22 protein-coding genes and 2 pseudogenes are annotated in these 22,115 nt (G+C 54.9%); 16 read left to right on the plus strand and 8 right to left on the minus strand.

The features are described from left to right. Positions 1-17 precede the first annotated feature (17 nt). Both GST84_00150 and GST84_00155 read left to right on the plus strand, forming a co-directional pair. Entirely contained in the window at positions 18-638 is a 621-nt protein-coding gene (locus tag GST84_00150) for an ATP-binding protein (GenBank protein ID XGB15686.1), read from the plus strand. A 123-nt stretch (positions 639-761) separates the two neighbouring features. Beyond that, entirely contained in the window at positions 762-1,067 is a 306-nt protein-coding gene (locus GST84_00155; protein XGB10854.1) for a DUF4325 domain-containing protein, read from the plus strand. Between the two features lie 317 nt (positions 1,068-1,384). Here the strand turns inward: GST84_00155 and GST84_00160 are convergent. Beyond that, positions 1,385-2,173 (minus strand): annotated as a pseudogene (locus GST84_00160) (NAD-dependent protein deacylase). A 282-nt stretch (positions 2,174-2,455) separates the two neighbouring features. Between GST84_00160 and GST84_00165 the strand changes: the two are divergent. From GST84_00165 to GST84_00175, 3 genes are all read left to right on the plus strand, one after another. Further along, complete coding sequence (locus GST84_00165; protein ID XGB10855.1) at positions 2,456-3,652, plus strand: IS256 family transposase; 1,197 nt, start codon at positions 2,456-2,458, stop codon at positions 3,650-3,652. Positions 3,653-3,768: 116 nt separating this feature from the next. Beyond that, the gene (locus tag GST84_00170) at positions 3,769-4,425 is read left to right on the plus strand and encodes a hypothetical protein (GenBank protein ID XGB10856.1); all 657 of its coding nucleotides are present in this window, start codon (positions 3,769-3,771) and stop codon (positions 4,423-4,425) included. Positions 4,426-4,836: 411 nt separating this feature from the next. Continuing rightward, entirely contained in the window at positions 4,837-5,145 is a 309-nt protein-coding gene (locus tag GST84_00175) for a hypothetical protein (protein ID XGB10857.1), read from the plus strand. A 482-nt stretch (positions 5,146-5,627) separates the two neighbouring features. On the opposite strand, the gene GST84_00180 is transcribed toward GST84_00175, so the two are convergent. Then, a protein-coding gene (locus GST84_00180) for an IS3 family transposase (protein XGB10858.1) occupies positions 5,628-6,778 on the minus strand; the annotation gives its coding sequence in 2 pieces (ribosomal slippage) (positions 5,628-6,544 and positions 6,544-6,778; 1,152 coding nt in all). Positions 6,779-6,836: 58 nt separating this feature from the next. On the opposite strand from GST84_00180, the pseudogene GST84_00185 reads away from it, so the two are divergent. From GST84_00185 to GST84_00195, 3 genes and pseudogenes are all read left to right on the plus strand, one after another. Beyond that, a pseudogene (locus GST84_00185) lies at positions 6,837-7,034 on the plus strand (hypothetical protein). A gap of 220 nt (positions 7,035-7,254) precedes the next feature. Beyond that, positions 7,255-7,464, plus strand: a complete 210-nt coding sequence (locus GST84_00190) for a hypothetical protein (protein XGB10859.1) — start codon at positions 7,255-7,257, stop codon at positions 7,462-7,464. Positions 7,465-7,478: 14 nt separating this feature from the next. After that, a complete protein-coding gene (locus GST84_00195; GenBank protein XGB10860.1) occupies positions 7,479-7,685 on the plus strand; it encodes a hypothetical protein in 207 nt (68 codons plus the stop codon). Between the two features lie 394 nt (positions 7,686-8,079). Here the strand turns inward: GST84_00195 and GST84_00200 are convergent, their stop codons facing one another. Continuing rightward, a complete protein-coding gene (locus tag GST84_00200) occupies positions 8,080-9,777 on the minus strand; it encodes a phosphoethanolamine--lipid A transferase (protein ID XGB10861.1) in 1,698 nt (565 codons plus the stop codon). A gap of 490 nt (positions 9,778-10,267) precedes the next feature. On the opposite strand from GST84_00200, the gene GST84_00205 reads away from it, so the two are divergent. From GST84_00205 to GST84_00215, 3 genes are all read left to right on the plus strand, one after another. Beyond that, on the plus strand, positions 10,268-10,606 hold the full coding sequence (locus GST84_00205; GenBank protein ID XGB10862.1) for an adenylate cyclase: 339 nt from the start codon (positions 10,268-10,270) through the stop codon (positions 10,604-10,606). A 54-nt stretch (positions 10,607-10,660) separates the two neighbouring features. Then, on the plus strand, positions 10,661-11,566 hold the full coding sequence (locus GST84_00210; GenBank protein ID XGB10863.1) for a cation diffusion facilitator family transporter: 906 nt from the start codon (positions 10,661-10,663) through the stop codon (positions 11,564-11,566). A gap of 157 nt (positions 11,567-11,723) precedes the next feature. Further along, positions 11,724-12,074 carry a hypothetical protein gene (locus GST84_00215; protein ID XGB10864.1) on the plus strand — a complete coding sequence of 117 codons (351 nt, stop codon included), beginning with the start codon at positions 11,724-11,726 and terminating at the stop codon, positions 12,072-12,074. Between the two features lie 32 nt (positions 12,075-12,106). Here the strand turns inward: GST84_00215 and GST84_00220 are convergent, their stop codons facing one another. Further along, positions 12,107-12,433 carry a DUF2790 domain-containing protein gene (locus GST84_00220; protein XGB10865.1) on the minus strand — a complete coding sequence of 109 codons (327 nt, stop codon included), beginning with the start codon at positions 12,431-12,433 and terminating at the stop codon, positions 12,107-12,109. 689 nt (positions 12,434-13,122) lie between these two features. Between GST84_00220 and GST84_00225 the strand changes: the two genes are divergently transcribed. Both GST84_00225 and GST84_00230 read left to right on the plus strand, forming a co-directional pair. After that, positions 13,123-13,797, plus strand: a complete 675-nt coding sequence (locus tag GST84_00225) for a heavy metal response regulator transcription factor (protein ID XGB10866.1) — start codon at positions 13,123-13,125, stop codon at positions 13,795-13,797. Further along, positions 13,794-15,212: a heavy metal sensor histidine kinase gene (locus GST84_00230; protein ID XGB10867.1), complete on the plus strand. Its 1,419-nt coding sequence runs from the start codon at positions 13,794-13,796 to the stop codon at positions 15,210-15,212. Before GST84_00225 ends, GST84_00230 begins: the two co-directional genes overlap by 4 nt. Before the next feature lie 57 nt (positions 15,213-15,269). Here the strand turns inward: GST84_00230 and GST84_00235 are convergent, their stop codons facing one another. Further along, a complete protein-coding gene (locus tag GST84_00235; GenBank protein XGB10868.1) occupies positions 15,270-15,857 on the minus strand; it encodes a hypothetical protein in 588 nt (195 codons plus the stop codon). 266 nt (positions 15,858-16,123) lie between these two features. On the opposite strand from GST84_00235, the gene GST84_00240 reads away from it, so the two are divergent. Next, the gene (locus tag GST84_00240; protein ID XGB10869.1) at positions 16,124-16,345 is read left to right on the plus strand and encodes a hypothetical protein; all 222 of its coding nucleotides are present in this window, start codon (positions 16,124-16,126) and stop codon (positions 16,343-16,345) included. 82 nt (positions 16,346-16,427) lie between these two features. Here GST84_00240 and GST84_00245 read toward each other — a convergent pair whose 3' ends face one another. From GST84_00245 to GST84_00255, 3 genes are read right to left on the minus strand one after another with little or no spacing between them, the layout of a single operon-like run. Continuing rightward, on the minus strand, positions 16,428-17,882 hold the full coding sequence (locus GST84_00245; GenBank protein ID XGB10870.1) for a phospholipid carrier-dependent glycosyltransferase: 1,455 nt from the start codon (positions 17,880-17,882) through the stop codon (positions 16,428-16,430). Next, positions 17,876-18,859 (minus strand): glycosyltransferase, encoded by a 984-nt coding sequence (locus tag GST84_00250; GenBank protein XGB15687.1) that lies wholly within the window; start codon positions 18,857-18,859, stop codon positions 17,876-17,878. The genes GST84_00245 and GST84_00250 overlap by 7 nt, the downstream gene beginning before the upstream one ends. Further along, positions 18,825-19,244, minus strand: a complete 420-nt coding sequence (locus GST84_00255; protein XGB10871.1) for a GtrA family protein — start codon at positions 19,242-19,244, stop codon at positions 18,825-18,827. The genes GST84_00250 and GST84_00255 overlap by 35 nt, the downstream gene beginning before the upstream one ends. Positions 19,245-19,501: 257 nt before the next feature. Here GST84_00255 and GST84_00260 point away from each other — a divergent pair, with 257 nt between their 5' ends. Then, entirely contained in the window at positions 19,502-20,470 is a 969-nt protein-coding gene (locus GST84_00260; protein XGB10872.1) for a LysR family transcriptional regulator, read from the plus strand. Positions 20,471-20,680: 210 nt separating this feature from the next. Further along, complete coding sequence (locus GST84_00265) at positions 20,681-21,988, plus strand: porin (protein XGB10873.1); 1,308 nt, start codon at positions 20,681-20,683, stop codon at positions 21,986-21,988. The last annotated feature ends 127 nt before the right edge of the window (positions 21,989-22,115 follow it).

A 22,115-nucleotide genomic window follows, 5' to 3' on the forward strand; every position in this document is an offset into this window, starting at 1 on the left:
CTCGCCTCGCTAGAGCTATTACGGGAAGGTTGACTCAATCGGACCCGGATGCCCCAGTCGACGAGCACACGGGACGGAATGAGTTTGACTCCTACCGGGGCCCTCTGGAGTATTCGCTCAAGGAGCTATTGGAAAACTCGCTTACTCACGCCCGCAGAGAGGGACGTGGTGACGCCGCCGTTTGGCTGACCTGTCAGTTTTATCCAAAATTGAACCTTGTACGCATGGCCATCGTCGATAATGGGTGTGGGTTTCTCGCGACACTGAGGAATCACCCTGAGCTTCATGACCGCACGCATTTGCACGCGATCGAGGCGGCACTCAAACCGCGAGTGAGCTGCAACCGGGGTGCGATGGCCCAGATCCTGGGTAGCGAGAACCAAGGTATCGGGTTAACAACTACCGCAAAAATTGCAGACGCGGCGGGCGGTGGTTTGATCATCGTGAGCGGCAATGGCATACATGACACAAAGCGTCGGCAGTCTCAGGAGCTGCATGATGCGCTGTGGAATGGTGTATCGATCGCGTTTAGCTGTACCCGTGAGCTGCTGCCCACCATTTCGATCAGTGACTTGCTGCCGAAGGACGATGCAGGACAGGTTGACGACGATCTCGACCTAGATCTGAATTTCCGCTAGCTCTGGCTTTTTGATAGCTCGAGGGCTAGAGTCGATCATGCAAGGAGCGGTAAATGGGAGATTCAGCGTCAACTGAAACTCTCGGGCTGCAAAAAAGGATTATGCAATACAAGGGGTTACGACATGCAAACTCAAATTCGATTAAGTAGGGATAGTTCTATCCGAACGTACGGAATGCGAGCTTCAGCGATCCCCTACCGTACCGAAATCGAACGCTCGCTCAGCAGTGGTGAGAGCGTTGTCATAGATTTCGCTGGGAACGATGTCACTCAGTCCTTCGTCGACGAGTTGATCGGGGCGCTGATTCTGAAGGAGGGTCGCCAGGTGGTATCGCGCCTTGCCTTTGAAAACTGCACCAACGATGTCAAAGGAATCATTAAATTTGTGGTCCATGATCGAGTTCGACAGCTGCAAAAAATGCCCGCGTGACGGATCCGCATTGAATTTAAGGCCCTCAATATTGAGGGCCTTTTCATTGGTGCCAGGCAAAAGATAGCCGTCTTGAGTGGCCCCCATAGCTCGCCCTGAAAAGCGAATGTCAGGGGACACACCGCAGAAAAGCGTTCTGTAGCGGAGGAATACGTGGAAAACGGAGCTTAGGTTTCCTCATTGAGATGTGTAGAAATCCATCGCGACTCACCTATGCAAAGGCTGCGAAAAGCCTGAATCTACTGGGGTATCGTGGCGTGAGATATGTGCAAAAAAATGTGCACAGCATCTGCGGATTGGAGAGCTGGCTTGGCTCCTTAAGTAAAACCATCAAGCTGCAACGGACCTGCAACTCCTGCGGCTTGAAGCAAAGCGGGTAATACCACCCCTGCAGGCCCAACGAGCATTATCTCTTCCGCCCCGTCCATCCCCACGTCGTCAAGGTTCACATGGATCACGGTTGCCCCGGCCGCCAGAGCCATATCTGGAATACCGGCTGCCGGCATGACTACGCCAGATGTACCCACCGAAATCAGCAAGTCACAGGCTTCCACAAGCCTTACTGCTGAACGCCACGCATCCTCTGGAAGATTCTCTCTGAACCAGACCACCCCAGGGCGCAACCTCCCGTTGCATCGAGTGCACCGCGGAGGCTCGATCATCTGTCCCGCCGGGGGAACCGCCAGTTGATCTGGTGATAACTCTGCTGGCCGGTGGCATCCGAAGCATTTCACGTCCATCAAGCGGCCATGAAGGTGTATCACCGAACTGGAGCCGGCTCGTTCATGCAGATCATCAATATTCTGGGTAACGACAGATACGTTCCAGCCAGCATCAGCTATCCGTGGAATAGATAGATGAGCCAAGTTAGGTTTGGCCTGGCCAACCTGCTGCCGGCGCCAAAGATACCAGCTCTAGACGAGAGCTGGATTTTTGCGAAAGGCGTCCGCTGTTTCGAGACGCTGAGGGTCATGCTTCGCCCAGAGGCCTGTCAGCTTGTCGCGGAAGGTCGGAATTCCGCTGTCAGCAGAGATGCCAGCACCCGTGAAAAAAACGACCCTCTTGGACCTGCGCAAAGCCTCAGCAGCTCTTTGCAAATTGCTCATTGGACACACCTCAGCCCCGCAGCGGGGACTCCCTTGCAGTAAACACGGTAACGGCCGCACATCCCAGCTAAAGCACTCGCGTTTGATCGGAAAACCAAGCGTAGAGCGCAGGGTGCCGCATACTGCTGCTACCGCTCTAGTAAACCTCCAATGGAGATCGTGTCCCGGGAAGTGGTGTAACTGAACCAGCCGAAGGCGCCCTGCGGGCGAAAGAGGATGGTCATCGTGGTTCTTGGCTAACGTTGAGTTTGCGAAGACCAAACACTCACCAGAGAAACCACGATGACCAAGCCCACTATCGCATTGACCGAGTTGGTTGAGAAAGGGGCAGACGCTGATCTGCTCAAGCAAATGATCCAGTTCGTTGCCCAGCGCATGATGGAGTTCGACGTCGAAGGCCTGTGCGGCGCGGGCTTCGATGTCAAAAGCCCAGACCGGACAAATAGCCGTAATGGCTACCGCGATCGTCTTTGGCAAACCCGCGCAGGCGACGTCGACCTTAAGATTCCCAAGCTGCGCCAAGGCAGCTATTTCCCTGGTTTCCTTGAACCTCGACGCACCGCTGAGAAAGCCATGGCGGCAGTCATCCAGGAGGCCTACATCCAAGGCGTTTCAACACGCTCAGTGGACGAGCTGGTCAAAGCCATGGGCATGACCGGCATCTCCAAAAGCCAGGTCTCACGGCTAGCTGGTGAGATCGATGAGCGCGTTCACGCCTTCCTTGACCGCCCGCTTGAGGGCGACTGGCCCTATCTCTGGATCGATGCCACCTACGTCAAAGTGCGGGAGGCCGGACGCATCGTCTCGGTCGCCGTAATAATCGCCGTGGCCGTGAACACCGACGGTGGCCGCGAAGTCCTGGGCATGCGGGTTGGGCCGTCAGAGGCTGAGCCGTTCTGGACAGACTTCCTGCGCAGCCTCACGCGACGTGGCTTGCGGGGCGTGAAACTGGTCATCTCCGACGCCCACGAAGGGCTCAAGGCGGCTGTTTCCAAGGTCTTCAACGCGACCTGGCAGCGCTGCCGTGTGCATTTCATGCGTAATGCCATGGCCCACGTCGGCAAAGGTCAGCGCACCATGGTGGCGGCCCTACTGCGCACAGTCTTCGCCCAGGACAGCCGTGCCGAATGCCATCAGCAATGGCGTTTGGTCGCTGATCAGCTACGCGAAAAATACCCCAAGATCGCGACACTCATGGACGGCTGCGAGGATGAAGTGCTGGCTCACATGGCGTTTCCAAAAGCGCACCGACAGCAATTACACAGCACCAATCCACTGGAGCGGCTTAACGCGGAGATCAAACGCCGCACCGACGTCGTAGGCATCTTTCCCAACGATCCTGCAATCACACGGCTGGTAGGCGCGATGCTGCTGGAGCAGAACGACGAGTGGTGCCTGCAACGGCGTTACATGCAGTTGGAGGCCTTTGAGGCAGTCAGCGATAATCCACAGGCCAAGCTGTCGGCCGTGATCAACTAAACGGCGAACTCAGCGGCCAGAACCATGATGAGTTACACCACTTCCCGGGACACGATCCCAATGGATTTCAGCTACCCGACCTACAGCTATCTCTAGCCCCATCGCGGGAGGTGCATATGACCACTCCCTTTGCTCACATCCAGACCCGACATGAGCCTTCAACCGCCCTGAATAAAAGCAAGGTCGCTTTGGTTGCTACCCTGTCGATTGAAGCCAATTCAGACCGGACGATCGATGCTTACCTTGGTGGCCTGCAGATGTACAACGATCTATTCGAGTGGCGGCTGGATGAATACCCCCAGGAAGCGCTAGATCTCATCATCGACTGCTTTCTCCCCGCAGAGTCGGTGCCTCAATCCATCCTGAAGAGTGGCGTTTCAGCCGGGCTCATCCGCTCCAGGGTCTTCCAAAGCGGAGACTGGATATCAGGCAAGCAATGGCTTCAGCTCGCATCTACCTCCACCCCAGGGGGTGGAGTTGACCCCGACCAGCTACTGGCTGATGGTCAGATCTTCTCGCTTCGACCTGGGAAGGTCGACTTCTTCCCCGCTTATGCTTTGGACGGTAGCAACGGCTATCAACCGATCAGCAGCCTTTGCGACGTATTGTCCGTTCTCTCGACTCGCATGGACGAGTGGTCTATGGCGGCTTGGTTCCAATCAGAAAATTCGTCTCTGGGCGGTATCGCCCCCAAAGCCTTGCTGTCATCCGCCCCAGAATGGGTGCTAGCTGCGGCAAAGAAAAAGCCAAGAGGAAGACGTGTGATTAGATGAACGGCTTCAGATTGCATACCGTGACGCGCCCGATGGATAGTGTCTCAGGGGATCAAGATGAGCAGTCAACCAGCTCCCCGCAACGATCGTAACTGGCGACCCGTCTTCCATGATTGCTATTCGACGGTGATCAAGGCGGTTGATGCTCGATATGACGTTCGCGGTTATTTGTTATCAGAGTTGGTGAAGCTGTGCCTGAAAAATCGGGCCACAGTTCCGCTAGCCCGGCGAGCCTACTACGAGGGATGCGTTCAGAAGGAAGCCATAGCTTTTCTGGAGCGTTATACCTCCCACTTGCTATTCGGCCCAGGCGGCCGACTCTCGCCGCAGGAATACCGATACGGCGCATATTGATGCTCTCCAAGGCCCAACTCTGGCGTAATCATTTGTCCCAACGTTGGCAGAGGCTTCATGATGAAAATCACTGGTCGTGTAGAAACAGAAGCGGTGGTCGACGTGAGCTGCGACGTATGCGGCTCCTCCACACGTTTGGAAAACGGCAGCCTGCAGTATGGGGTGCTCCAGGCGCACTGGGGCTTTGGTGCACTGCATGACGGAGAGCGCTATGAGGTACACCTATGTGAACCTTGCTTCTTCCAAACCATCGCTTACCTCAAGCAAGAGCGGCGCACAGCCAACATGTTTGAAGGTGATCCGCAGCAGCCCGAGGATGACTTCGGCCTCGCTTCCAGGGATGACTTCTTCCGTGATGGTCATTGATTTGAAAGCCAAACCAGCCATGCTACTTCGGCTTTTTAGGTGAGGACGGGGACTGTGAGTCCACGTATCGATGGAAGGCTAGTGCTAGGTCTTCGTCGGTCGCCTTTGGAAGCGGTTTACGACGAGGCGCTTTGACCGGAGCGTTCTCATCCGGTTGGGTGATCTGCCTCAGTAGGGTGCGCTCAGTCTCGGTAGCCGACGAATCGAAGACCCTTGTCTGTACACGCTGATCACGGTCTGTCCTGTTAAAACTCACCACGTTCGACTTGTATTCAACAGGTAAGTCAAATGGACAGCGCAGGTCCAAATGCCCGCCTTGATTGCCTTTGCTAATGGCCAACAACTGCAGTTCTTCGACCTCTTTCGAGCTGGTGGTATACGCGCTCGATCGGTAAGCCTTGTGGAGGTCGTCGATTTCAATCCGGTTTCTGCCAGCGACTCGGCATTCGATGTAGGCAAGCTTTTGAATCGCCCCTGGTTTTCTAGACACTCTCCAAGCTCAGGAAATAGCGTTTCTCATACTCTACTGGAGACAGCTGCATAGCACTGCTGTGTCGGCGTTTAGGGTTATAGAACATCTCGGTGTAATCGAAAATATCACTTCGGGCTTCTTCACGGGTTGTGTAGATCTTTCGTCGGATTCGCTCTCGCTTCAAAAGCTGGAAAAAGCTCTCGGCTACGGCATTGTCGTGGCAGTTTCCCCGCCGGCTCATGCTGCTGATTACATTGTTGGCCTTCAAAAAGCTTTTCCAATCCGAGCTACTGAACTGACTGCCTTGATCTGAGTGAATCATAACTTGCTGCTGAGGCTTGCGTCGCCAAACAGCCATCAACATCGCGTCGATAGCCAGGTCGCTGCACATCCTTGGCTTCATTGACCAACCAATTACTTGGCGTGAGAACAGATCCAGCACTACCGCGAGGTAGAGCCACCCTTCATAGGTGCGGATGTAAGTGATATCTGTCACCCAGACCTTGTTCGGCTCACTTACCTTGAACTGCCGCGCGAGGTGGTTGGGCGAGGCCACTGTTGGTTTTCCACCATAGAACCCTGGACGCCGCCGATAGCCCGTTTGAGAACGCAGTCCCTCCGCCTGCATCAAGCGCCTGACTCGATTTCGGCCGCATTCCTCTCCCAGCTCACGCAGGTCATCGTGAATTTTGCGGTAGCCGTATACACCTCCGCTTTCCAGCCAAGCGTGTTTGATCAAGCCAAGCAGACGTTGATCTTCTTTTGCTCGGGCAGATTGAGGCTCGGCCAGCCAGGCGTAATAGCCGCTGGGGTGCACCTTGAGGGTTTGGCAAAGGCGCCGCACCGGGTAATCAGTCGAGTGCTTCTTGATGAAGGCGTACTTCAGCCGCACTCCTTGGCAAAGTACGCGGCGGCCTTTTTTAAGATGTCTCGCTCTTCCGTCACGCGCTTGAGTTCAGCGCGTAGCTTGCGCAGTTCGGCCTGCTGATCGTCGTCTTGCTGACGCTGCTCTTGGGGCTTGCTGTAGACCTTGATCCAGGCGTAAAGACTGTGCACGGACATGCCCAGGCGCTGGGCGACATCGGCGACAGGTTTGCCTTTCTCGGTCACTTGCTTGACCGCTTCGATCTTGAATTCTTCGGGGTAACGCTGACGACTCATGGCACCTCCTATTTGGGCCTCATTATGAGGCTTGGAGGTGTCTACGAAACCAGGGGCGATTCAAAGCATGGAGTTTGTAGTGTCACAGCCTCGCGGAGGTGAGCTTGAGCACATTCACAAGGAAGTCATCAAATTCGATTCGGCTTGGTTCGAATCTCTTATCCGGATGCCGGTTGATCATCCTTATCGCAGAATGGATAGAGTGAAGATGGCCCGGGAGGAACTGGGCGATCTGCTGGAGCTGACTCAGGCCTGAGGAGGCCTGCTGTAAACCACTTTTTTTCACTGTAAACCACAGTGGTTTACAGTGAAAAAAGTGGTTTACAACGTAGCTATGACACGCGCCCTGGCCACTCCCCAGGCCAGCGCGCTCCTCATTGGTTCGTTCAGCCGGACGTCGAACACCTGTGCTGCTCGGGGCCTTGCCACGCCGCGGTGTCCTATAATTCATCTTCAGCTGAATGGAGCAAAATGTTGTGAAGCGCACATTCATTGGAATGGTCGAGGCTGGTGAGCCACTGATGAGGCAAGCGCTTGAAGCTATCCGACAGGCCCACGAAGCGGAGGCTGCTGGATTGCCAGACCTTGAGGTACAGCGTCTTCACCTATTGGCAGATTCGCTCTATCAGGCGGTCATTGATTTTCAGCTCCTCAAAGCAGGTAAACCACCGTCGACTATCCAGTGAGGACCTGCCGCTACATGACGAAAAAGATACCAGCTCTTCTCCCCGACCACCCCATGTATACCGACGCAGTGGATGCGATGAAGCAATACCACGAGGCGCAGGCTTCTGGCTCATCTGCCGAAGAGGTTGAGCGCCTGCGTCAAATCGCAGAATCACAATTTCGGGCTGTCAGCGAGTATCAGCTCAACGCTCTGGGATATCAGTCTCGTCGTCCGCACTGAAGGGATAACCGATCCGGAGGTAGCTTCAGAATCCATCAAGCCAAGCGGAAGACTCACGACGCGGTCCGATTGATCAGCGAGACGGTCGGGAGGGTTTGCACACAGCCCCAAAAAAAAAGCAGCTCCCGAGAGCTGCTTTTTTCTTACTCCCCCTTTTTGTGCTTGTGGGGTTTCAGGTCCGGATGGTCCTTCTGCTTTTCAGGGGTGACTCGCTGCCTTTTGTCCGGAGTGCCATCTTCATTGGTGCGCTTTGGGCCTGGCTTGATGCTCATGCAAAACTTCCTTTTCCGCTTGGGTTGTTGAATGCAGCTATGTAATTAGTCCAGCTTCTCTCAGCTGTCAAAGCAGGCTGGTGCAGAACCGCCTGGCCGATGATCCGGTCCACATCGAACATTCAGAGGCCAGAATAAGAGCCTCCGACAAAGGGCTTACAAGGGGCAGTGAAATCCAGCGCTGAGCGATACGAAGACGTCTGGACGTTCATCATGCCGAGCACGGTGTGGAACAGGTTGTCGTGGCTCAGCGGTGACGTGGTTTGAGCTTTCAAACAACCCACGTTGACCTTTTCGCTCTTCGCGAGCGAGTCAGACATCCAAAGTACCAACGGCACCTTTGTTTGCTCGTCAGGAGCCATCGCGTAAGGCAGCCCGTGTAGATAGAGCCCACCCTCCCCCAGCGATTCGCCGTGGTCCGAAACGTACATCAGCGCAGTGTCGAACTTGGTGTTGGCCGCCAGGATATCGATGAGATTTGCAGTCACATAATCGGTGTAGAGGATTGAGTTGTCGTAGGCATTGACCACCTCCTCCTGCTTACATTTGTCGAGCTCGTTGGTCTCGCACACCGGTGCGAATTTCTTGAATTGCGAGGGGTAGCGCTTGTAGTAGGCCGGGCCGTGACTGCCTTTGTAGTGGAGCACCAGGACAGCATCGCCTTCCTGGCGCTTGATGAAGTCTTGCATCTCCGTGAGCAGCACCCCGTCCTTACACTCCTCGCTGGTGCACAGTTGGGAATCCGCGTGAGAGGCAGCCTTGTGGTTGGGAACCCTGTCGCAGACCCCTTTGCACCCCGAGTTGTTGTCAGTCCACATGACACTGATGCCAGCGCGTTGAAGCACGTCGAGCAGCCCTTCTCGGCTCTTGGCCAAGCCATCTTTGTACTGGGCCTTACCCACGTCCAGGAACATGCATGGCAGCGAGACCGCGGTAGCGGTACCGCAGGAGCTCACGTTCGTGAAGCTAATGACATTTCGCTTTTCTAGTTCCGGATTCGTTTCACGGGAGTAGCCGTTGAGGGAGAAGTTGGCGGAGCGAGCGGTCTCTCCTACTGCCAGTACCAGCAGCCTGGGTTTACGAGCCGCACCCTGTCGATTAACTACCGCATCAGTACCAATGGCCGTCAGCGTTTTAGGTGAGGCCAGCTGACGCTTCAGGTACCCATGGCCAGCCGCAAACAAGTTGGTAGGTACCAGAATCAGCCGGATCTCCCGATTGTTGCGCAGCAAGGAGGCATACGACTGGTACTGACTCAACGCGATGCCAGATAAGGTCAACAGAGCGAGCGACAGAGCAATGAACCTGCTGACCAAAGCTTTGGCCCAAGGCTTGCGCCGGAGGGGAACCCGGGCAATCAGGTAGACGGGCAACACCCCAACCATTGCGACCCAAAGACCGAGCTTCCAATTCAGCAGCTCGGTTGCCTCAGCGACGTCGGTCTCCACAACGTTGGTGAACATTGTGTAATCGATCACGATGCCGTAGGCATTCATGAAGTAACTCGCAAAAGACGCGCTGATCAGTACCAGGCACAGTATGGGTTTGGCCAGCCGCCCCCATGACAGCAAGCTCAGAACGGTAAACACCCATGCGAATACTATGACTGGGAGGCTAGCCGCTAGCTGCCAGTTCACTTCATCGGTTTTGAATACCAGCTTCCAGAGCACGTTCCAGAGCTCAGCGTTCGCGAATAGCAGTAACCAAAAAGTCACCAGGCCGATTAGCAAATTAGTACTGATGCCTTTCTGCCGCGCATTGCGAATAGCAAAGATCCATTTGCTTAACAGGGTGTGAACAATGGATTTGGAAGGTGTCATTATCAAACTCTGGAAGCTGCTTATCCATGGCGGTAGCTATGGAGTTAGCGGGAGCTACAAGGCAAACCGTCGACAGATGCTGAGCGATTGCGCAATGTGCGGAGCGTCAGAGGCCTTAGGCCCCTAGGCGTTGGGGACGCTTAGTATGTGTGAGGCATAGGGATAAAAAGAGAAATGAATCTCGCTGAGCGCATTATTTCCGGGACCTGATAACGACACGATGACCTCGGGATTACAATGCTGACAGAAATCCAATTACTGCTGTTTTGATTGTCATTGATCACGCTATGATCAAAATTAGGGGGATACTACCCACCAAAAGCAATGCTCCGCTCAGCTAGATAAATTTAATTTCACAAACAAAACGGTTTCGTTTTGTCGTAGGCTAATTTTGAACTTTCAATTCAACTTACAAGTCTTTCTCGCGAGCAGAATATTATTTTCAACTTTTGCTCGTTAATATGTCACCCATCAATGAGGGGCGAATACCATGAGCTTTTTCAAAAACATCCTGGGCGGGCACCATGGCCGTGGAAACCACGGTGGAGGCAAGCACCACAGCGGGGGACATGGGGCCGAGCAATATGATCGCCATGGCCGGCAGCAGGGCTGCGACGGCGGTAATCAGGTGTATGACGGCGGGCGCCCTCCCACTCCTGCCCCCATCAAAGATCTGCAGGGCTGCAGGCAGTGCCGGACGGCCAACGATCCGTCAGCACGCTTTTGTCTAAACTGCGGAACACCGCTATCGAGTGGTTGCACCGCCTGCGGCTCGCTGCTGAGTGCAGGAGCAAGATTTTGCAGTCACTGTGGCCAAGCGACGCTCTAAGGCTAGGTAGACAGGAAGGCCAACGAGACCACAACCCTGCGCAAGGAGAAATACGTGGGTTCAAATCATGACCATGGCAGCGCTGCAGTACGCGAGGGGCATCAGAAGAAGCTAATCATGGCGCTCGGCTTGACTGGCAGCTTCATGATTGCAGAAGTGATCGGTGCGTGGATTACCGGCAGCCTGGCGCTGCTGTCGGACGCATCTCACATGTTCACAGATACTGCCGCCTTGGCGATCTCACTGATTGCACTTCAGATAGCCAAGCGGCCGGCGGATCAGAAAAGAACCTTCGGCTATGCGCGCCTGGAAATTCTGGCTTCGACGTTCAACGCCGTGCTGCTCTTCCTGGTGGCGATGTACATCTTGTATGAGGCCTACCAGCGCTTCTTCATGCCGGCGGAGATCGCTACCGGAGCGATGATGTGGATCGCAATCGCCGGCCTGATCATCAACCTAATTTCGATGCGCCTTCTGGCATCTGCGAGCAACGAAAGCCTCAACGTCAAAGGAGCCTACCTCGAAGTTTGGAGCGACATGCTCGGCTCGCTTGGCGTAATCATCGCGGCACTTATCATCCGCTTCACCGGCTGGACCTGGGTCGACACGATTGTCGCTGTGGCGATCGGCCTTTGGGTTCTGCCGCGGACGTGGCAGTTGCTTCGCGAAAGCCTGGGGATCCTCATGGAGGGTGTCCCGAGGGGGCTCGACGTTACGGCAATCGAGGCCACCATCCTCGGAGTAGATGGCGTGACGGACGTTCATGACTTGCACGTGTGGGCTGTCAGCAGTGGCAGTAACGTGATGACGTCGCACGTAGTGGTTCGGGATTCTGCAGATGGGGATGCTGTGTTGGCGGCCGTCGTGGATGCTGTCAGCGATGCATTCGAAATCCATCACTGCACCATCCAGATCGAGCGGGCAGCTTTCCACGAGAGCGTTCCCTCACCCTCGCACTGACCGATCGGTAAACACCATGCAAACACATCACCCTCCTGGCTGAGGGTGATGTTGCAAAAAAAATGCGGTGAGGGATGCCGTAAACGGCAGGAGCGCTTCAAGGGGGTTGGTGAATGGCTTCGCCTGCCCTCGTCAACAACCTCCAGAAGGCTCAGCGATGGCCTGGATCATCACGAAGTACCTACTCACTGCCGGTATAGTGATTCTCGTGTCAGAGCTGGCGAAACGCAGCGACAAGCTGGGCGGCTTGGTCGCCGCCCTACCCTTGGTCACGGTCGTGACGTTGGTCTGGCTCTATTTAGAGAACCAGAGCATGGAGAAGATCTCCAACCATGCTTGGTACACGTTCTGGTACGTGCTTCCGACCCTACCGATGTTTATTGCTTTTCCATTGCTGCTACCTAAGCTCGGCTTTTGGCCGACACTGATCAGCAGCATCCTCATCACAATGGCCAGCTTCGGAGGCTTCGCCATACTGCTGCGCCGGTTCGGCATTGAGCTTCTATGATCCGGTGGCCGCAGGGATCATCTTGATGAGTCTTAACGGCTATTAACACACTCGCCCTTCACCAGGTAGCGAACCATGTGCAGTTCGCCTTTCGAGTCTTCGTAGGTCATCATGCTTCTTACATTACCGCAGTACCGCACACTGGGTGATACATACACCAACTTACCAACGTCCAGGTCCATGCCATAGGCGTAGTCTTCTAGTTGAGGCATGGGCTTTTTTACGCGTTGAGCATAATCCGCTGTAGCCTCTCTAGCAGTACGCTCGATGCGTTTATTGATCTCCATACCGCTTTGGGCATTGGCTGTTAGTGATGTAAAGAGCAAAAACACGGCGATCGCTGATACAGTAGTGTTCATAAGAAGTCCCTTAATAAAAAAGCGCCCGTAGGGGGGCGCTAAAATTCACCTACCAAAGGAGCGTATGGTTTACAGGTGAATGCACTGGCGCGAACAACTGCTCGGTGCTCTTGCCAAGCTGCTTTGAAATGAGACAATTTCCAAAGCAGCGATGCCTCTTCCGCTGCCCTTAAACTAGCAAAGGAGGCTAACACCAAGATGATCGGGCAATTACAATTTGGACATGTAATAGATTGTAAGATAATTATTCGAGAGAATATCGAGCCGCCACGTGAACTAATTTGCAGAAAGGCGCTGCGGTTTGCGGCCGTGCATGGGGTCTGCCTGCGTGGCGCCCTCGATCCAAGGCCAGTACCAGTCCTTGCAAGCTAACGACCGAAATGCTGCCTGTCCTGGCCGATTCCACCTGCCAGGCGAATCTGTCATACACCGCCGCAGGCCCCAGAATCCGCTATGCTTAGGGGTGGAGCCTGCATGACTGTCAGAAATCTTGCGGCTACATTACAAATTTGTAGGATTTCGCCGCGGCCAGCTTCTTCGCGTTAAGATTCAAGCGTCCTCAGGTGACCCGGCGTATGGACAGAGGTAGCGACTACCACATGCCATACCCTCAGCCAAACTTTCGAACAGCCTGCAACCATAATCTTGGCGGATTAGGCCAACTCCTACCTCACACCTTGAGATAAGTTATGCGCGTTCTAGTTGTGGAAGACGAAATTAAAACTGCCGAATATCTTCAGCAGGGCCTATCCGAAAGCGGGTATGTCGTAGATATCGTGCACAACGGTGTAGATGCTCTGCACTTGTTCAACACTAATGTCTATTCGTTGGTCCTCCTGGACGTGAACCTCCCGGGTATCGACGGCTGGGACCTGCTGGAAACCATCCGTAAGACCAGCCGGGTCCGCATCATCATGCTGACCGCCCGCGGACGCATCAATGACAAGCTCAAGGGCTTGGACGGCGGCGCGGATGACTACCTTGTGAAGCCATTCGAATTCCCTGAGCTGCTTGCTCGCATCCGTTCGCTGCAACGCCGTGGTGATGAGTTAGTCGAGAAGAGCTCGCTGAAAATTGCCGATCTGGAACTCGACTCCGTCCGCCATCGCGTCTTCCGCGGTGGCACACGCATCGATCTCACCACCAAGGAATTTGCGCTTCTGCACCTGCTCATGAGCCGAACGGGCGAAGCGCTGACTCGCTCTCAGATCATCTCGTTGGTCTGGGATATGAATTTCGATTGCGACACCAATGTCATCGATGTAGCCATCCGGCGCTTGCGCTCGAAGATCGATGAGCCGTTTGAAACCAAGCTCATTCACACGCTTCGTGGCGTTGGGTACGTTTTTGAGGAACGCGCATGAGGCCATTCAGCCTGGCTGCAAAGCTGGGGTTAAAAGTTGGGTTGATGAGCGCAGCGTTGCTGCTTCTGTTCGCCACCTTTGGCTATCTGATGGTAGGCAAGGCTCTGGAAAGAAATGCCAGAGCAGACCTGGAAGTAAAGATGGCGGGGATGGCTCACAACCTGTCCACCATCCCGGACATCTCCGGCGTCAACGCGGATGCGCATCAGCTTGTCGATTTGGTCATGGGCCACAACAACCTGTATGTGAGCATATTCGATACCTCACAGAATCAGACTCCCCTGCTCTCGATTGGCTCGAAACAGGTCAATCTGGAGGTGCACAAGTTTCAGCCGGCGGCCCAGCCCAAAGAGCACGAATGGCGTGATACGCAGGACCGTCCTCTGCTGAGTGCTTCTCGAATCATGCGTTTGGGCGATGGAACAGAGGTCAGCGTCTATATGACCATGGACCAGTCATCCAGTGAGGCGCTGCTCGATGCGTTGCTGACCTGGGCCTTGATGATGTCCCCCGTCATCCTCGCACTGATCTTGGCCATTGGCTGGTGGACTGTGCGCAGAGGCCTGCTACCACTGACCAAGTTCCTCAAGATCGCCTCGAAAATCTCAACCGAGAGCCTCGACCATCGCCTTCCAACTGATGGGATGCCGGCAGAACTCAAAATGCTCGCCGACGGCATCAACATCATGCTGGCTCGCCTGGATGATGGGGTTCAGCAGCTCTCGCAGTTTTCTGACGACCTTGCTCACGAACTTCGAGCACCGCTTTCCAACCTGATGGGCAAGGCCCAGGTTGCCTTGACCAGAGAACGATCGCTTTCCGAGTACCGGGAGGTTCTGGAGTCGTGCACAGAAGAGCTGGACCGCATGAGCCGCATGGTTTCCGACATGCTGTTCTTGGCCCAGGTCAGTCATCCAGCATCAATGGTGGAGTTCGAATCCGTCTCCTTGGTCGACGAGGTTCAGCGAGTGTGCGAGCTCTTCAGCATTTCAGCAGAAGAAGGCGAGATTCAGCTGCAGATCTCCGGCAGTGATGACGTGGTGCGCGGGAATCGCCTGATGGTTCAACGTGCCGTCTCGAATCTGGTCTCGAACGCGATCCGTTACTGCCCTCGCGGCCGCACGGTCTACGTTAAGGTGCAGCATAGTGCGAGCGGTACGACGTTGAGTGTCGGCAACCCCGGCCGTGGTATTGCCAAGGAACACCACGCGCACTTGTTTGAGCGGTTCTACCGTGTGGACAAGAGCCGAGCACGGAGCGAAGGCGGTACCGGTCTTGGCTTGGCCATTGTGCAGTCGATCATGAGTCTGCACCAGGGATCGGCGAGCGTGGAGGTGACCGAAGAAAACTTCACCTGGTTCCACCTTCACTTTCCGGAAGCCCAGCAAATGCAGCCGGCAATGACCGCCGCTTAAATTGCGCAGACACGATTAGGCCCGTCAATCGACGGGCCTTTTGTTTGCCTCAATGCATCAGTGCCGAAGGACCACAGGGTCCATGGGCGACCGCAGAATCACCGACTTAATAATCTTCTGTTCGTCAGGATTGGCGTTTTTCCACAGGTGTGAGAAGTACTGAGCATTCACTTTCTCTTGAGCACTTACGCTGCCGGCGGCATCGATCAGGCGCATGGTCGAGTAGACACAGATCAGCGCCAGAATGAAGAACGCCGTGGCGACCACCATCACATAACGCTTGGCCAGCACCGGTGCCCGCTTGAGCTCCTGGATAGAGGCGTCCGCCGCCTTTGTCGCTGCTGTAAGCTCCGAGATCAGTGGCTGGATGGCGGTGTCGACTCCGCGGCATGCAGCTGAATACGCTGATGCAGCGGCGCGCAAGGCAACCTCCTCCGCGTTCGACCAAGCCTTCTCCGCCTTTCGCACCTCCTCCTGAATCTGCCGGCCGACAGCGTCCACCTGCTCCACCAGTTCGTTCGACCTCTCCAGAACAGCGCTGGAGGTGCGCGTCTGCGAGGTCAGCTCATCGAGCTGGACAGTGAGTTTTTCAGTGCAGCGGCGAAAGTCACCGATAGCAACTGCCCAGGGCTCTATGTCATTCATGGCTATCTCCTAGGGCGGCCAACAACGCCGCGCTGAATTAACGCGCTAGATATCAAAATTGTAATTTAAGAGAAAATTCGAAGTCGCCCTCGACAGTGCCGAGATAGACATGATCCTTCCAGATTTGAAGATTTAACGCATCCTATCTGCAGCCAAAATTACGGAATTGTAATTATTGACTCACCTTGTCGTTAGCTTCGCGTTCCTAAACTACAAACCAACAAAGGCCGCTAATCAGGTTGGCCTAGTATGAACCGAGGTTCACAATGAAATTTGTCAAATCTATCGCTATTGGCAGCCTGCTGCTGGGTCTCATGGGTACCGCTTACGCTGAAGGCGGCTTCGAGCGAACGAAACAGTTCAACGAGAACTTCCGAACCGAACAGGCTCGCCTATGGAGCGATGACTCTTCGGACCAGAACAAACAACAAGTCGCTCAAGAGCAAAAGAAAGAAAGCAAGGATGGTAAGGAACAAGCCGACAATTAATCGGCGGTTAAATAGGACTTCAAATGACGAAAGAAATCGACAAAAAAGCCAGGGTAAAACCTGGCTTTTTTGTGCTTGGAATTTAGCCTTCGTTCTTGCGAGGCGTTTCCGCATTGCTTTCTCCGGCCAGACCCTCGGCACCTTGTGCGGGGCGTTTCCAATGGCACAGCAGGAGCTGGCTGGCGTTCGCTTCGGTGATCGATGTGCAAGCTAGATCAGCGGGCAGACCATCCTTGCTGTCTCGCAAGCGCCTGGACAGATAGAACGAGCCATCCCGCGGCCACTTGGCAGGATCCTTGATGTTCTCGGACTTCCCGCTGCTGTAAAACTCCGACGAGTATGAGCGGCGGCCAGGATAGATCAGGGGAGCGGAATGAGCAGACTGCACATTGAGCCAGGCTTGAACCACATCCCGCTGATTCTGAGGGCGCTCCTCTAGTACCCCGGCGTAGATGATGCCCGCACCGATGATTGGCAACACCAATGCGCTCGCAGCGGCAGCCCAGGTGGTCTTCGGGCCAACTTCGCTGACCCGTGCAGACAGCAGCAATGCCCACGCTGGCAGCGCGGGTAGCAGGTAGGTCCACAGAATGTTGCCTGCAAATGTGAAGAAGACCGGTGTCGCCAAGGCCCACAGCCAGAGGTAGGCTTTGAAGCGCTGCATCGATCCACGCTTGCGGATCAACAGTGGTAGAAACAAGGCCCATGGCAGTAGCGACAATCCGAGCTGGATCCAGATGCTGCCGTACGGCTTGGCATGAGCACTACCATAGAGGTCCCCTGCCCAGTTACTGACGACGTAGCGGCTCCAGTGCTCACCAACGAAGAAGTACTCCATGAAGCCGGGCGTTTTCATCTCGGCCGCGACATACCATGGCACGGATATACCGAACATGAGTACAAGGCCGCTAATCCAGGGAAGCCTCAGTACCCGTCCCCATTCCTTGTAGATAACGAACCAGGCGAATGCCGGCGCCCCCATAAGCACCAGGGTCAGCGGCCCTTTGGCAAGCAAGCCCAGCCCGAGACCTGCGAACATCAGGTAGGCATCCGCCTTGCTGGCGCACTTCATCCAACGCCAGAAACCGTAGCTGGCCAGCAGAATCGAGAACGACAAAACAGGGTCAGTCAGCACAACACCGCTGGAGACCAGGCCAAGTGTGGTGCTGGAAAAAATAATGGCAGCCCAGATGCCGGCGTTACGAGAAATCTGCTGCGTGCCGAGTTTGATGATGATGAAACAGCTTGCCAGGTGGAGTAGCCACGCTGGGAAGCGCGCAGCGAACTCGTTAACGCCGAAGACCGTCATGCTCGCGGCCTGGGTCCAGAAGGACAACGGAGGCTTGCCCCAGAACGGTACCCCGTAGTCGAACATGGGCGTGATCCAGTCATTCAACTCGACCATCTTGCGAGCCATTTCAGCGTAACGGGCCTCAGATGTGTCCATCAGCGGGTAGATGCCCAGCCCCACCAAACGCAATAGCAAAATCGAACCCAGGACCCACCACAGCGTCCTCTCGTTCTTCAGGTTCAGCATTTCTTACCCTCGATCGAAGCCATCGAAGGGTGGAGTGACACGGGATCTGCCTTGTTGCTGTGCTTCAGGAAATAGAGAGGCCGGCGCTTCACTTCCGCGAGTGTCACGCCCAGGTACTCCCCCACCATGGCGACACCGACGCACATGAATGAAGCCATTCCGACGATCAGGTGATGGATGTCGAAACTGCCTGCCACAAGCGACGCAAGCATGTAGCAGATGCTGGAGACGAAAAGACCGAAACTGATGAGGCTGAAAATGCGCAGTGGTTTGCGAGAGAAGCTGACGATGCTCTCGATGGCCAGATTGAACAGGCCAGCTGCATTCCATTTGGTGCTCCCGGCATGGCGAACAGTGCGATTGTAGGGCAGTTCGATGGTACGAAAGCCTACCCAGCCGATCATGCCTTTGAGAATCCTGGAGCGTTCATCCAGGGCCCGCAGGGCTGCCAGCGGCGCAGGCCCAATCAATCGGAAATCGCTGACATCGGCCGGCATGTCCACCTTCTCCACCAGGCGCTGCATGACCCAGTAGTAAGCCCGGGCACTCATGCGCTTGAACCACGAATCACCGATTCTCAGGTTGCGCTGCATGTTCACCACGTCGTAGCCGCGTTGCCAGTAGTCCACCATGGCCGCGATGAGCTCTGGTGGATCCTGCAGGTCGACATCAATGAAGATCAGCGCACTGCCACGGGCATGGTCTATCCCGGCGCTCAGTGCAGCCTCTTTGCCGAAGTTGCGACTCAGGGACAGGCAACGTACAGATGACCCATCCTGATAGTGGCGAAGAATGTCGGCCGTCCGGTCATTACTGCCGTCGTCGACATAGAGGATTTCGCAGGAGACGGGTAAGCGCTTCACCACGCGGGTGATTCGCTGGTGGAACTCGGGGATGGTTTCCTCTTCCTGGAAGCAAGGGACCACGATGGTTAACAAGGGATCAGGGCGCTCGGGAAAGCGATGTAATGTCTGCATGATTGAATGTCCAAAAACGATGTGCAATGAATCCAAGTGCAGTGAGGCTTAAGGTCACTACGACTTGGGAGATGAGCGGTGACAGATTCGACTTGATGAGGAACCACATACCCACGCCATTGCCGAAGTTTGTGGTTAACGCGACCAGTGCAAACCTGACAGGCTGAAACTTACGAGAGCCATCTGCCACAAAACAGAGCGCCCTATTTCCAATGAAGCTCGCGATTGCGCCAACCATGCCGCCACAGATACTGGCCAGTAACGGAGTAACGAATTCTGTCGTAACCAGCAATAGGAACACCGCATAATGGACTCCCGTTGCTATGAAGCCGATCCCCAGATAACGAATCAGTAAGGTAGTAAGAGGTGGGGTTTGATTTTCCATGCCCAAAGCCTATGGAGGCAAAGGTGAAAAAATAGTGAACTAAATGTAAATGCGTAATTAGCCGAATCTATATATGGTAAGTAACAAGTCGGCGCACTAGGCTAGCACGCTACAATATCAGAGGGATTGCCTGAAAATTACGCTTTCGAAATAAAAGCCTTCCGATAACGCATGCATGACCCGTGGATTACAATGTTGACAAGATAAGGAAACACCGGGTGGCATTGAGATAGATTCCCCGAATTAAGGGGGACCTAATGGTTACACAAAATGAAACATATACAAGCAGCGTTGTTCCTTACAGCCCTGACATATTGGATGATTTGCCAATTGATGATCAGCTGGCCGTAGAGTTTTTCGCAACAGCACGTTGTGCCAGTTTCAAACAGGCTGCCCGAGGGCTCAATGTGCCAGTGGTAGGCCTGCGGAAACGCTTGGAGAAACTGGAAGAGCACATTGGTGCTCCCGTGTTTGTCTACAAACACAACAAGCTTGCCCTGACCCGCACAGGCGAGAGGGTCAGCCATTACCTGTGCCAGCTCTTCGGCCCAGACGGCCTTGGCAAGTCCGGTGAAAAGGAAGTCCCCAGGCTTACCATCGCGATCACAGAGCCAGTGCTGAACGACATCGTAAACCGCGATCTAGTCGCCTACGTGCGTGATCATGCCGAAATGCAGCTGGAAATCCATTCAGAATGCACAACGCAGATGCTTTCTGAGTGTGAAGTCGATGTGGGTATCGCTTTGGTGAGCCCAGATGATAAAGGCGCGCTTGATCGCCATCCTACGTATAGGTTTGAAAGGCTTGGCCGGATTGGGCACGCCCTGTTCATTTCCAGCCGCTATTCAAGAAGCGTCACCCTTCCAGTGGAGAGCTTGGATTTGCACAACTTCATGCTCGTTGTCCCTTGGGATGAAGAGATCTTGGCGGGCTCACGAAAGTGGGCATCGATAATGGCTGAGCATCAGGGCGGTACCACTCGGGTCAAGAGCTACAACCTATCACGAGGCCTTGTCGTTGGCGGTGCGTGTATTGGAGTGCTGCCCGACTACAGCCGAAAACTGGAGAGAAATATCCTACCCGTGCCGGGTTTCCTGGACGACCTGGAGGAGAAAGATGTCTATCTTGTTATCAAAACGAAGCTTGTCCGCAATCCGCAGGTTTTGGAAATTCGAAGATTGATCAAGAAGAGCTTCTTTGATAAGAAGGACTGGCTTGTTCGGTAACAGTTTTGTTAGGTTTCAAACTCCTCCGTTAACACTACAGAAACACAACTGTCATATTCGCTTGCAACCTAGTCAGAGTGCTTAGAACAAAGGCATCTTGTTACAGCGGGTGACAACCGTGGCCTGCTCCCATCTGCAAGATAAATTTAGGCCGGCGCAGGGCGAAATATAACGTCGGTAGCTAAGCACTTAACATACGAGAGGCAAGCAATGATCCGTTCTTCGAACATGCGGGAAAAGCTGTTGGCTGCCGCAATAATAGGCACATTTTCCTCGCAAGCATTCTCCGGAACAGTAACCACTGACGGAGCTGACATCGTTCTGAAGACCAAGGGCGGTCTTGAAGTATCGACTTCTGACAAGGAATTCAGTTTCAAACTGGGCGGCCGAGTTCAGGCCGACTACGGCCGTTTCGATGGTGTCTTCACCAAGAATGGCGATACCGCTGACGCAGGCTACTTCCGTCGCGCCTACCTTGAGCTCGGTGGCGTGCTGTACCGCGACTGGAAGTATCAGCTCAACTACGACCTTTCCCGCAACACGGGCAACGACTCCGACGGCTACTTCGACGAAGCCAGCCTGACCTACACGGGTTTCAAGCCGGTGCAACTGCGCTTTGGCCGTTTCTACACCGACTTCGGTCTTGAGAAAGCCACCAGTTCGAAGTGGACCACCGCCATGGAGCGGAACCTCTCGTACGACCTGGCGGACTGGATCAACGACAACGCCGGCATGGGTGTTCAAGCCACCAGCACCATCGCTGACATGGCTTATGTTTCCGGTAGCGTTTTCAGCGAAACCAATAACAACTCGGATGGCGACAGCACCAAGCGCTACAACGTACGTGGCGTGTTCGCACCGCTGCACAGTGATGGCAACGTCCTGCACGTCGGTGCTCAGTACGCTTACCGCGACCTCAAAAACAGTGCGGTCGATACCCGGATTCGTTCGCGTCTGGGCGTCCGCGGTGTAGATACCAATGGCGGCGGCGATGCCGGCACCAACGGCAACCGCATGCTGTTTGGCGGTGCTGCTGCACAAGATGGCCTGTGGAAGGACGACTCGGTCTGGGGTCTCGAAGGTGCCTGGGCCACCGGCCCGTTCTCGGTTCAAGCGGAATACCTTCGCCGCAAGCTGAAAGCTGACCAGGCCAACAACGACATGAAGGCCTCCGGTTACTACGCCCAGATGGCTTACACCCTGACCGGCGAGCCGCGTATCTACAAGCTCGATGGTGCCAAGTTCGACACTATCAAACCAGAGAACAAGGAACTGGGGGCCTGGGAAGTCTTCTACCGCTTTGACGATATCAAGGTCGAAGACGGCAACCTGGTCACCGCGGCGGACCAATCGAACGAGCGCAAGGCCAAGAGCCACACGGTGGGTGTGAACTGGTACGTCAACGAGGCGGTGAAAGTCAGTGCCAACTACATCAACGTGCGCACCGACAACAACGAGAACACCGTGGGCGACGACAGCGGCAATGCCATCGTGACCCGCCTGCAATACGTCTTCTGATCCCTCTCATCAGTCTGACGTGAGAAAGCCGGAAGCGCTCAACGTGCTTCCGGCTTTCCTGTTTCTGGAGGTGATCAAGCATGGAGCGCCCTCCTCCTACCTGCTTTCGCTTACCGATGACCGCTCT

It is taken from the genome of Pseudomonas putida (assembly GCA_041879295.1).
GTDB classification, from domain to species: Bacteria; Pseudomonadota; Gammaproteobacteria; order Pseudomonadales; family Pseudomonadaceae; genus Aquipseudomonas; species Aquipseudomonas putida_Y.